We start from the raw sequence: 11,948 nt of genomic DNA, 5'->3' as shown, positions 1-11,948 counted from the left end.
AGCGGGATTTTCGTTCAGCGCAGGATCTTCGGCGCTTCATCCCGTGGCAGGTTATTGCGCAATGCAGGCTGTCCAGGTGCTTCCTGATAACCACCGCCGAGTTGTTCGGCCAACTGCCGCGCCACATCCTCGCCCAACGCCTTCGACACTTCCCGCACCACGCGAGGCCGGTTCAGGCTCACGCGCACGTCACGGTTGTTCACCAGCTTGGTGTCCTGGCCTTCGCCCATGGCGGTAAACGCCGAGGTGATCTCAAAGGTGCGGGTGTTGATCAGGCTGAAATCCGCCACCAGCGTCAGGCCCAGCACCGCCGAGTAGCTGTTGGTGTGGTCCAGCGCGTTGATGTCCTGGGTGAAGTCGATGTCCGACAAGGTGCCGAACAGCACGTAGTCCGCACCCTTGAAGTTACCGGCCTTGATCCGCTTGATCACGTCATACACATCGCCCTTGGCGTCTGCGGTGTAAGGCGTGCCCTGCACCAGCTGGAACTGCCGCGACTTGAGGATTTCCCCCTTGATGTCGCCGCTGAACTTGCGCAGCTCGGTCTGCTCGATGTAGCTGGTACGGCTTTCATACTCGCTGTAGCTCGAGCCGCCGCTGGCGTTGTAGGCGCTGGCCTGGAAATTGTTGCTGGCCGCGACCTGGTGGATGTATTCCTCCACGCGAGCCTCGTAGGCCAGGTCGGTTACCGCGATCTTCGGTGCGGCCGAGGCGCCAAAGGCGCACAGCAGGCCGATCATGCCGATCCATGCACGCATTGCTTAGCGCTCCGTGGTCTTGCGGATTTCTTTTTCGTCCATCCATTCGGCCAGGCCGCTTTCGACGTCGACCAGTTGCAGGCTGAACTTGTAGAACACGTCCTTGTAGTCCGAGCTGCGCTTGACGATGGAGCTGATGGAGCCTTCCAGGCGGTACTTGGCGGCGACCATGTTGCCGGTCTTGCTGACGGTCGACTTCTTGTACAGGCCGCTCTGGTTCTGCAGCTTCAGTTGGTCGACCTGGCTTTGCATGTCGGTGTTGTCGCTGGCGAAGCGGGCGGTGCCGGTCTTCATCAGCTGGGTCTTGATCGACGTGGTGATCTCGCGGGTATCGATGTACTCGCTGGTCTTGTTCTTCACGTCATACACCTGCACCACCGGACGGCCTTGCAGGATGCCGGACTGGGCCAGGGAGCGGGTCATGCTTTCGGCGATCATCTGCAGGTCGGTGGAGCCGAACTCGTTGGTCACCAGTTCCACGGCCTTGCTGTCGCCGTAGCTGATGTTTTTACCGCCCAGGACTGGCGAGGTGTTGGCGCAGCCGCTGGCCAGGACGGCCACCACGGCGAGGAACGAGAAGCGTGCAAACATGGGGATGTCTCTCTGAAACTGAATGAGTGGGTGGATCAAGGCGTCTTCACTTCAAGGCGGAAGTCGGCAGCCTGGGGCAGGTTGGCGATGGCCGGCAGGAAGGTCGCCTGGTTTGCGTAGAGGTTCAGCACCTTCCAGGTCTCTTCATCACCCACCGGGAAACCGTCGGCACCCAGCCAGGCGAAGCGGTAATACATCATCTGGTTGCTGCTGGTGATGTTGCTCAACTGCACCTTGGCGGTCAGGAAGCCGTTTTCCCGGGCGACCCGGATGGCGCCGACGGCGATGCCCTTGAACTTGCCCATCACCACGATCTTGCTCGCGGCGCTTCCGGGTTCCGGCGGTGGCGGGGTGGCGCAACCGGCCAGCAGGATCAGCGCCAGGGCGCCGAGGATGAAATGACGCATAGCGTGCTCCTTAAGGTTGTTTGAGAGTGGCGACGGCCTGGGGCGGATTGTTCTGCACCACGTGGGCTGCAAGACCGCCGGCGAAGACCTGGTTGCCGACCACGCGCAGGGTGATCACCTGGTAGCGCTGATCGGCCTTGACCGTCACCAGCGTGCCGCCCAGGGCGTTGGGCAGGCTGACCTGGTGCTCGCCGTGCTTGAGGCGCAGGCGTGTCACCTGGGTCATGTCCGGCAGGGTGCGCCAGGTGCGGGTGTCGGCGCCTTCGGTGACGGCCGAGGCAATACCGAGTACCAGGCCTGCCATCGGGTTGGTCTTGTTCAGGTTGTTCTGGGTGATGCCGCGAGTGACGGCGCGCACGGTGGTGCGCAGGATGATCCCCGGCATGTCATCCCGCAGGGCGCGGCGGGACATGGCGGTGGTGCTGTTGAGGGCAGTGAGGTTCTGTTGCCGGCCGTCGACACCGATCTGGGCGAAGGGCGCGGTCGAGGTGTCGGGCTTGATCACCGGGAACGACAGTGGCGTGATCACCAGGTGGCCGTCGATGGGGATCGGCAACGGCAGGCGAATCGAGTCGCGGGCCGGCGCCAGGCCGCTTTGCACCACGATCAGCACGTCAGTCTCGTCCGCACCGACCTTGGATTTGTCCAGGTCGAGCAGGGCCTGTTCCAGCAGCGGTGTGTTGGGGCGCAGTTCGGCGGCCTTGCGATAACCCGGTGCGGCCAAGTCTTTTTCGCCCAGGGCTTCGTAGACGAAGCCGGCCAGGTAGTGGCTGAAAGCGCTCTGGTAGCTGTTCTTCAGGCCTACCACTTCAGGGGCGTTGAGGCTTTCCACCGGGTAGCCGCGCAGGTCCTTGAACTGGGTCGCGATGCCCTGGCGCTCGGCCTCGTTTTCGCTCTTGAGGTATTCCTTGTCCCGCAGGTCGGCAATCACCGCTTCGCGTTCGTGGGTCTTCTTGATCTCGGTGCGGGCACCGTCGAAGTCATTCAGCGCCAGCAGGTTCAGGGCCATCTGGGTGGTCAGCATGACCTTTTCGTAGTCGTAGCCTTCGTAACGGCGGACCTTGTCATTGACCAGGAAGGCGCCGAACTGCGCGAGGTACTTGTCGGTGTCGAACTTGACCGACTCTTCCCACTTGTAGACTTGCAGGTCGGCGCTGCGCCAGGCGACCTGGCTGCCGGTCAGGTCGCCCTTGGCGCGCAGCAACTCACCCTTTTCGAAGTAGTAGAGAAGGTCCTTGTCGTCGCCGGTGTTGTTCTTCTCAAGCAGGGTCAGCGCGGCGTCGACGTTGCCGGTGGCCAACTGCTGATTGGTGGCTTGCAGCTCGGTGTCGTAGCTGCGAAACATCGAACAACCGGACAGCAAGGTCACTGCCGCGAGCGCGAGCGAGGTAAAGGCGCGAGATGCCATCGAAGAGCTTCTTCCCTGAACGTAATCGGCCGAATGTGCTGGTCGGGCCGAATCACCAATGGCAGGAAGGCGTTGCATCCTGCCAATTCCTCATAAAAAGAGGAGCGAAAATGCCATTTCGCAATAACGAAGGCGCGGCATTATAAGCCCGATTACTGGCAAAACAATGGCCTTTTGGATCCATTTTCCGGTAACGAGGCCATCATCCGCCTCTTGGTAAACCCAGGCCCACATCACTTACAACTTGAGTCAAACCCCGTAAGGTTTGACAATGTGTTACTTCGTATTTCCATTTGAGATCCATTCATGATTGCCCCCTTCCGTTTTCTTGCCTGGCTGGTGCTGCCGGCGTTGATGTCGTGCAGTTTCAACCTGCTGGCTGCAACTGCCGAGGGCGCGCCCCAAGCCCTGCATTTACTGGACTACATCGGTGCGGACTACCCCCCGACAGTGGAGGCGGGCAAGGTTATCGATGATTCCGAATACCGTGAACAGGTAGAGTTTCTCGGGGTGTTGCAGGGGCTGGTGACCGATCTACCGGAAAAGCCCGAGCGCGCCGAACTGATCAAAGGCGTGGATGAACTGCTGGCCGCCGTAACGGCCCATCAGGACGGCGCGGCAGTTGCGCACCAGGCCCGGCAATTGGGCGCCAAGTTGGCAGTGGCCTATGAAGTCAGCCAGGCCCCGGCCATTACCCCCGATCCGACGCGCGGTGCGCCGCTGTACGCGCAGAACTGCTCGGTGTGCCACGGCGCCACAGGCGCCGGCGATGGCCCCGCAAGCGTGGGCATGACGCCGCCGCCCGCCAACCTGCGGGACGCTGCACGCCTCGATCGCTTGAGCCTCTACGCGATCTACAACACCCTGGGTCTGGGCGTGGAAGGCACCGACATGCCGTCGTTTGCCGATCAACTGGACGACCGCCAGCGCTGGGACCTGGCGACCTATATCGCCGGCTTCACCGCCGACCCGGCTGCCGCGAACAGTGAAAAGTCCTTCAATCTCGCCGACCTCGCGCGCCAGACCCCCAACGAAGTGCTGGCTGCCGAAGGTCCCGGCGCAGTTGCCACCTTCCGCGCCCAGCGCGCCCAACCGCCGCAGGTCAAGCGTGGCCCGGCGCAGTTGCTTGATTACACCGCGGCCACCCTCGACAAAAGCCTCGCCGCGTTCCGCAATGGCGAGCACGAGCAGGCCTACGACCTGTCGGTAGCCGCCTACCTGGAAGGTTTCGAGCTGGTTGAAAGCTCCCTCGATAACGTTGATGCCAACGTGCGCAAGGACACCGAAAAGGCCCTGATGGCCTACCGGCAGTCATTGCAGGACGGCTTGCCGATCGAGCAAGTGCAGCAGCGCCTGGATGTGGCCAAGGGCAAGCTCACCGAGTCGGCCGGCCTGCTGGGCAGCGATGGCTTGAGCTGGTCCCTGAGCTACATCTCCGGTTTGCTGATCCTGCTGCGCGAAGGCCTGGAAGCGATCCTGGTGTTGGCGGCGATTCTCGCGTTCCTGCGTAACACCGGCCAGCAATCGGCGGTGCGCAGCGTCAACGTCGGCTGGGGCCTGGCGCTGTTGGCCGGCTTGGCGACGTGGGCGTTGGCGGCTTATGTGATCGACGTCAGCGGCGCCCAGCGCGAGTTGCTGGAAGGCTGCACGGCGCTGTTTGCCAGCGTGATGGTGCTGTGGCTCGGGGTGTGGATGCACGACCGCCGTCACGCGGCCGCCTGGCAGGACTACATCAAGAGCAGCCTGGTAGGCGGTGGCGGGCGCTTCGGTTTTGCGATGCTGGCGTTCTTCTCGGTGTACCGCGAGCTGTTCGAAGTGATCCTGTTCTACGAAACCCTGTGGTTGCAGGCCGGCCCTGCCGGGCACAACGCGGTATTGGCCGGTGGCGCCACGGCGCTGGTGCTGTTGGTGGGCCTGGCCTGGGTGATTCTGCGGGGCTCGGCGAAACTGCCGCTGGCGCTGTTCTTCGGCATAAACGCGGCGTTGCTGTGCGCGCTGTCGGTGGTATTCGCCGGGCATGGCGTCAAGGCGTTGCAGGAAGCCGGGATCTTCGGCACCCGGCCGGTCGCGTTCTTTGACTTCGACTGGCTGGGCATTCACGCCGATGCCTATTCCCTGAGCGCCCAGGCTGTGGCGATCCTGGCGATTGTGGTGCTGTACGGTCGCAGCCGGCTCGCTGAAAAGCGCCGGGTGGTGGCTTAACCATGCGCGTGTGGATCGATGCAGACGCCTGCCCCCGGGCGGCCAAGGATCAGGTGGTGAAGTTCGCCCTCAAGCGCCAGTTCGAAGTGGTGCTGGTGGCCGGGCAGAGCCAGATCAAGCCGAGCTTCTCGTGCGTGAAGTTGATCGTGGTGCCCAGCGGCCCGGACGCGGCCGATGACTACCTGGTGGAGCACGCCGTGCCCGGTGACCTGGTGATCTGCAGCGATGTGCCGTTGGCCGACCGCTTGGTGAAGAATGGCGTGGCTGCGCTCGACCCACGAGGCAAGGAGTTCAGCCCGCAGAACATGAGCGAGCGGCTGGCGGTGCGTAACCTGTTCACCGATCTGCGGGAGCAGGGGCAGATGGGCGGTGGCCCGCCGCCCCATGGGGACAAGGACAAGCAGGCGTTTGCCAATTCGCTGGATCGGATTCTGACCCGGCTGATGAAGGCCTAATCGTTCTCGTGGGTGAGTTCCAGCACCCGGTCCACCAGCTTGTTGATGCCTGACGCCACTTCGCTGATGCGTTTGCCCAGCATGTAGGCCGGGGTACTCACCAGCTTGCGCGCCTTGTCTTCGACGATGTCGTCGACCGCGCATTCCTGGTGGGTGGCGCCCATCTTGTCCATGGCGGCTGCGGTGTCGGCGTCATTGCCGATGGTGCAGGTCACGCCTGGGCCATAGATCTTCGCTGCCAGCGCCGGCGAGATGCAGATCAGCCCGACGGGCTTGCCCGCTTCGGCAAACGCCTCGGCCAGTTCCAGCACCTGCGGGTTGACGCTGCACCCGGCGCCTTCCACGGCAAAGTTCGACAGGTTCTTCGCCGCGCCAAACCCCCCGGGCACGATCAGTGCGTCGAAATCCTCGGCGTTGGCCTCACGAATGTCCTTCACCTCGCCACGGGCAATGCGCGCCGACTCCACCAGCACATTGCGCGACTCGGGCATCTCCTCCCCCGTCAGGTGGTTGATCACATGCAACTGGGCAATGTTCGGCGCAAAACACTGCACCTCGGCGCCGCGCTGGTCCAGGCGCAGCAGGGTGATCACGCTTTCATGAACCTCAGCCCCGTCGTACACGCCACAGCCGGAAAGGATCACTGCAATCTTTTTGCTCATGGGCATTTCTCCTGATTCATGGCGTTAAATGTCTACTCATTTGTCACTCATTGCCAATGGGATATCCAGCCGCTACACCTACTCTAGATGTAACAACAATTGACCGGACTTGCCCATGGACTTCGTCCCTTACGCGGTACCGTTTTTCATTGCCTTGATCGTGGTCGAGCTGCTGGCCGACTACCGGCGCGGCCAACGCAACTACCGGGTGGCTGACGCCATCAACAGCCTCAGCACCGGCGTGCTGTCCACCACCACAGGGCTGCTGACCAAAGGGGTGGGCATCCTCACCTATGCCTTCGCCCTCAAGCACCTGGCGATCATCGAGCTGTCGGTCCAGAGCGTCTGGACCTGGGTGTTCGCCTTTGTGTTCTATGACTTCTGCTACTACTGGCTGCATCGCATGGGCCATGAGCGCAACATCCTCTGGGCCGCGCATTCCGTGCATCACCAGAGCGAGGACTACAACCTCAGCACCGCCTTGCGCCAGACCAGCACCGGCTTCCTGCTGAGCTGGATCTTCTACTTGCCGCTGGCCGTGTTGGGCGTGCCGCTGGTGGTGTTTATCAGCGTGGCGTCCCTCAACCTGCTGTATCAATTCTGGGTGCATACGCGGCATGTGCCGAAGCTCGGCTGGTACGAGTGGTTCTTCGTCACGCCATCCAATCATCGGGCCCACCATGCACAGAACGCTCTCTACATGGATCGCAACTACGGCGGGGTGTTCATTATTTGGGACCGCCTGTTTGGCTCCTTCCAGGAAGAAGACGATAACGAGCCGGTAATCTTTGGCGTGACCACGCCCTTGGCCAGTTGGAACCCGCTGTGGGCCAACCTGCAGTTTTATGCGCAGCTGTGGAGTGATGCACGGCGCACCGAAAGTGGGTGGGACAAGCTGCGGATCTGGTTCATGCGCACCGGTTGGCGCCCGGCGGATGTGGCGGCAAAGTACCCGATGGCCAAGCCGGACTTGAGCCAGTTCCGCAAGTTCGAGGTGCCGCTGGATGGGCGCCAACAGATTTACATCGCGCTGCAGTTTGCCGCGTACGTGGGTTTTGGCAGCTACCTGATGAATTTCGGCGAGGGCTTGCCGACCGCTGCCCTGGTGTTGGGCTGGAGCGCGATGGCATTGGGGTTGTTTACCCTGGGGGTGGCGCTGGAGAACCGCCCGTGGGCGTTGAAGGCTGAACTGCTGCGCCTGGCACTGAATGTGCCTTTGGTGTGGCTGGCGCCGCTGGTGGGGCTGTGGCCGGCCAGCGCGTTGGGCTGGCTGGGGCTGGTCAGTTACAGCTTGCTCAGCGGCATCGGCCTCTACTGTTGCAGAGACCGGCTTACTCGACTGGCGTCGTAGGCTTTTCGGCTTTTTCAGGTTCGCCGGCCGCCAGGCGAACCTTCTCGGCGGCACAGGCTTCGCGGGTCAGGCGGGCGTTCTTGACGCGCCGGCGAATCCACAAGCCCAGGCCCAGCACCAGCAGTGCGCCCAGCACCCACAGCTCGTATTTCTTGACGCTGCCCAGCATGCCTTCCAGTACCGCGCCGAAATGGTAAGCCGCAGCCCCCAGCGCTGCGGCCCACACGGCGGCGCCAATCCCGTTGAGCAACAGGTAGCGGCCCGGCGGATAGCCCGACAAACCAATGGCCACAGGCATCACCGTGCGCAAACCGTAGACAAACCGGAAGCTCAGCACCCAGATGTCCGGGTGCTTGCGAATATGCTCCAGGGCCTTGTCGCCCAGCAGTTGCCAGCGCGGCTTGCGCGCCAACAGTTTGCGGCCGTGCTTGCGTCCCAGGAAGTACCACAACTGGTCGCCGGCGTAGCTGCCGAAAAAGGCAACGACCACCACCAGGTTGATATCCATGTATCCACGGAACGCCAGGAAGCCTGCGAGAACCAGGATGGTTTCGCCTTCGAAGAAGGTGCCTAGGAACAGCGCAAAGTAGCCGAAGTCATGCAGAAATTGTTGAAGCATGGTCTGGGTGCTGGCGAAATGAACGCGCAGCCTACGCCTTCGTGAACATTCATGAAAGTATCGAGATGTGTCACGAAGTGAACAATTCCTACATAAACGACGAATGCGACTACAGGTCGCACGCCGGTTGCCTTACGGCGCATGAGCTAACCACAACTGTAATTCCTTCGTCATAATGGCCGCTTATAACTGTCACGCTCGCCCGTCAAGCCGGGCTCAGGAGTCTGCCGTGAGCTTTACCCCCGCCAACCGCCTGTTTCCCGCCACTCGTCTGCGTCGCAACCGTCGTGATGATTTTTCCCGGCGCCTGGTGCGTGAAAACGTGCTGACGGTGAATGATCTGATCCTGCCGGTGTTTGTGCTGGACGGTGAAAATCGTCGGGAAGCGGTGGCGTCGATGCCGGGCGTGGAGCGCTTGACCATTGATTTGCTGCTCGAAGAGGCCGCGAACTGGGTTGAACTGGGGATTCCGGCGCTGGCGCTGTTCCCGGTCACGCCGTCCGGGCTCAAGTCCCTGGACGCCGCCGAAGCCTGGAACCCCGACGGCATCGCCCAGCGCGCCACCCGCGCCTTGCGTGAACGCTTTCCGGAGCTGGGGGTGATTACCGATGTGGCGCTGGACCCGTTCACCACCCACGGGCAGGATGGCATTCTCGACGAAGAAGGCTATGTTCAGAACGACATCACCGTTGATGCGCTGGTAAAACAGGCCTTGTCCCACGCCGCAGCGGGCGCCCAGGTGGTGGCCCCCTCGGACATGATGGACGGTCGCATCCAGGCGATTCGCGAAGCCCTGGAGCTGGCCGGTCACGTCAACGTGCGCATCATGGCCTACTCGGCCAAGTACGCCAGCGCCTATTACGGCCCGTTCCGCGATGCGGTGGGTTCGGCGCTGAACCTGGGCAAGGCCAACAAGGCCTCGTACCAGATGGACCCGGCCAACAGCCACGAAGCCCTGCACGAAGTGGCCGCGGACCTGGCCGAAGGCGCCGACATGGTGATGGTCAAGCCCGGGATGCCGTACCTCGACATCCTTTATCGGGTCAAAGAGGAATTCAAGGTGCCGACCTTTGTCTATCAGGTCAGCGGTGAATACGCCATGCACATGGCCGCGATCCAGAATGGTTGGTTGAGTGAAGGGGTGATCCTTGAATCCCTGACTGCCTTTAAACGCGCGGGTGCCGATGGCATCCTGACTTACTTCGCCGCCCGCGCTGCCCAATTGCTTAGAGAGCAACACTAGCCCTCACAGGAACACTCGATGAATACCGAAGGACTCACAGAAGTTGCCGTAAAAGACGCTCACCCGGTGGTCGAACAAGCTACCGAGACCCCGCCGGAGCTGGAGCCGGCCCCGCCTGCCGTGGTGGCCGAAGCGCCCGCTGCCGCGCCGGTACCGGTGGTTGCGGTTACCAACCTGGATGACAGCAGCCTGTACATCCATCGCGAGCTGTCACAACTGCAATTCAACATCCGCGTGCTGGAACAGGCACTGGATGAGTCCTATCCGTTGCTGGAGCGGCTGAAATTCCTGCTGATCTTCTCCAGCAACCTGGACGAGTTCTTCGAGATCCGTGTCGCCGGCCTGAAGAAGCAGATCACGTTCGCCCGTGAACAAGCCGGTGCCGACGGCCTGCAACCGCATCAGGCCCTGGCCCGCATCAGCGAGCTGGTACACGGCCACGTGGACCGCCAATACGCGATCCTCAATGACATCCTCCTGCCGGAACTGGAAAAGCATCACGTGCGCTTCATCCGGCGCCGTCACTGGACCACCAAGATCAAGACCTGGGTGCGCCGCTACTTCCGCGACGAAATCTCGCCGATCATCACCCCCATCGGCCTCGACCCGACGCACCCGTTCCCGCTGCTGGTGAACAAGAGCCTGAACTTCATCGTCGAGCTGGAAGGTATCGATGCCTTCGGTCGCGACTCGGGCCTTGCGATCATTCCGGCACCGCGCCTGTTGCCAAGGATCATCAAGGTACCGGAAGAGGTGGGGGGCGCTGGCGATAACTATGTATTCCTTTCGTCGATGATCCACGCCCACGCCGATGACCTGTTCCAGGGCATGAAGGTCAAGGGCTGCTACCAGTTCCGCCTGACCCGTAACGCCGACCTGGCGCTGGACTCCGAAGACGTCGAAGACCTGGCCCGTGCCCTGCGCGGCGAGCTGTTCTCCCGTCGCTACGGTGATGCGGTGCGCCTGGAAGTGGCAGACACCTGCCCGAAACACCTGTCCGACTACCTGCTCAAGCAGTTCAACCTGAGCGAGACCGAGCTGTACCAGGTCAATGGCCCGGTGAACCTGACGCGCCTGTTCAGCATTACTGGCCTGGACAGCCACCCGGAGCTGCAATACACGCCGTTCACCCCGCAGATCCCGAAACTGCTGCAAAACAGCGAGAACATCTTCAGTGTGGTGAGCAAGCAGGACATTCTGCTGCTGCACCCGTTCGAGTCCTTCACCCCGGTGGTCGACCTGCTGCGCCAGGCCGCCAAGGACCCGCACGTGCTGGCTGTGCGCCAAACCCTGTACCGCTCCGGCGCCAACTCGGAAATCGTCGATGCGCTGGTAGACGCCGCGCGTAACGGCAAGGAAGTGACGGCGGTGATCGAACTGCGGGCGCGGTTCGACGAAGAGTCCAACCTGCAACTGGCCAGCCGCCTGCAAGCGGCCGGCGCGGTGGTGATCTACGGCGTGGTCGGCTTCAAGACCCACGCCAAGATGATGCTGATCCTGCGCCGCGAAGCCGGTGAGATCGTGCGCTACGCCCACTTGGGCACCGGCAACTACCACGCCGGCAACGCCAAGCTCTACACCGACTACAGCCTCCTGACCTCCGACGACGCCTTGTGTGAAGACGTCGGCAAGCTGTTCAGCCAGTTGATCGGCATGGGCAAGACCTTGCGCATGAAGAAACTGCTGCACGCGCCGTTCACCCTGAAGAAGGGCATGCTCGACATGATTGCCCGCGAGACCCAGTTCGCCCTCGAAGGCAAGCCGGCGCACATCATCGCCAAGTTCAACTCGCTGACCGATCCGAAGATCATCCGCGCGTTGTACAAGGCCAGCCAGTCGGGTGTGCGTATCGATTTGGTGGTGCGTGGCATGTGCTGCCTGCGGCCGGGCATCGCCGGGGTCTCCCATAACATCCACGTGCGTTCGATCATCGGGCGCTTCCTGGAGCACACGCGGGTGTTCTACTTCCTCAATGGCGGCGAGGAGCAGATGTTCCTCTCCAGTGCCGACTGGATGGAGCGCAACCTCGACAAACGCGTGGAGACCTGCTTCCCGGTGGAAGGCAAGAAACTGATCATGCGGGTCAAGAAGGAGCTGGAAAGTTATCTCACCGATAACACCCACAGCTGGAGCCTGCAGTCGGACGGGCGCTACGTGCGCAACACCCCGACCGGCAACCAGAACCCGCGCAGCGCCCAGGCGACGTTGCTGGAGAAGCTGGGCAGCCCGATTCTGACGGTGAACTAAAAACC

The 11,948-nt window shown here is 62.1% G+C and carries 11 protein-coding genes; 5 read left to right on the top strand and 6 right to left on the bottom strand.

The features are described 5' to 3' along the window. Positions 1-14 precede the first annotated feature (14 nt). The 4 genes from HX801_RS16155 to HX801_RS16140 are packed head-to-tail and all read right to left on the bottom strand — an operon-like array spanning position 15 to position 3,164. Positions 15-758 (bottom strand): hypothetical protein, encoded by a 744-nt coding sequence (locus HX801_RS16155; protein WP_008439305.1) that lies wholly within the window; start codon positions 756-758, stop codon positions 15-17. A 3-nt stretch (positions 759-761) separates the two neighbouring features. Then, entirely contained in the window at positions 762-1,349 is a 588-nt protein-coding gene (lpoB, locus tag HX801_RS16150) for a penicillin-binding protein activator LpoB (protein ID WP_003214026.1), read from the bottom strand. Positions 1,350-1,384: 35 nt separating this feature from the next. Further along, positions 1,385-1,756 (bottom strand): YcfL family protein, encoded by a 372-nt coding sequence (locus tag HX801_RS16145; RefSeq protein WP_003214024.1) that lies wholly within the window; start codon positions 1,754-1,756, stop codon positions 1,385-1,387. 10 nt (positions 1,757-1,766) lie between these two features. Continuing rightward, on the bottom strand, positions 1,767-3,164 hold the full coding sequence (locus HX801_RS16140; protein WP_003214023.1) for a COG3014 family protein: 1,398 nt from the start codon (positions 3,162-3,164) through the stop codon (positions 1,767-1,769). Positions 3,165-3,470: 306 nt separating this feature from the next. Between HX801_RS16140 and HX801_RS16135 the strand changes: the two genes are divergently transcribed. Continuing rightward, the gene (locus tag HX801_RS16135) at positions 3,471-5,366 is read left to right on the top strand and encodes an FTR1 family protein (RefSeq protein ID WP_177022371.1); all 1,896 of its coding nucleotides are present in this window, start codon (positions 3,471-3,473) and stop codon (positions 5,364-5,366) included. A gap of 2 nt (positions 5,367-5,368) precedes the next feature. Beyond that, positions 5,369-5,821 carry a YaiI/YqxD family protein gene (locus HX801_RS16130; RefSeq protein WP_003214020.1) on the top strand — a complete coding sequence of 151 codons (453 nt, stop codon included), beginning with the start codon at positions 5,369-5,371 and terminating at the stop codon, positions 5,819-5,821. Here the strand turns inward: HX801_RS16130 and elbB are convergent. Beyond that, on the bottom strand, positions 5,818-6,483 hold the full coding sequence (gene elbB / locus HX801_RS16125) for an isoprenoid biosynthesis glyoxalase ElbB (protein WP_003214018.1): 666 nt from the start codon (positions 6,481-6,483) through the stop codon (positions 5,818-5,820). The genes HX801_RS16130 and elbB overlap by 4 nt on opposite strands. 115 nt (positions 6,484-6,598) lie before the next feature. On the opposite strand from elbB, the gene HX801_RS16120 reads away from it, so the two are divergent. Further along, on the top strand, positions 6,599-7,834 hold the full coding sequence (locus HX801_RS16120; RefSeq protein WP_177022370.1) for a sterol desaturase family protein: 1,236 nt from the start codon (positions 6,599-6,601) through the stop codon (positions 7,832-7,834). On the opposite strand, the gene HX801_RS16115 is transcribed toward HX801_RS16120, so the two are convergent. Further along, positions 7,815-8,453: a DedA family protein gene (locus HX801_RS16115; protein ID WP_003214015.1), complete on the bottom strand. Its 639-nt coding sequence runs from the start codon at positions 8,451-8,453 to the stop codon at positions 7,815-7,817. The two genes, HX801_RS16120 and HX801_RS16115, sit on opposite strands and share 20 nt — an antisense overlap. A gap of 229 nt (positions 8,454-8,682) precedes the next feature. Here HX801_RS16115 and hemB point away from each other — a divergent pair, with 229 nt between their 5' ends. Together hemB and ppk1 are read left to right on the top strand one after the other, a co-directional pair. Beyond that, the gene (gene hemB / locus HX801_RS16110) at positions 8,683-9,696 is read left to right on the top strand and encodes a porphobilinogen synthase (protein WP_087693295.1); all 1,014 of its coding nucleotides are present in this window, start codon (positions 8,683-8,685) and stop codon (positions 9,694-9,696) included. A gap of 18 nt (positions 9,697-9,714) precedes the next feature. Next, complete coding sequence (ppk1, locus tag HX801_RS16105; RefSeq protein WP_003214009.1) at positions 9,715-11,943, top strand: polyphosphate kinase 1; 2,229 nt, start codon at positions 9,715-9,717, stop codon at positions 11,941-11,943. Positions 11,944-11,948 lie beyond the last annotated feature (5 nt).

It is taken from the genome of Pseudomonas sp. G1002, from assembly GCF_013385455.1.
Taxonomy (GTDB): Bacteria; Pseudomonadota; Gammaproteobacteria; order Pseudomonadales; family Pseudomonadaceae; genus Aquipseudomonas.
The sequence above is the reverse complement of the archived record's forward strand: the minus strand, read 5'-3'. Positions and strand labels throughout refer to the sequence as shown.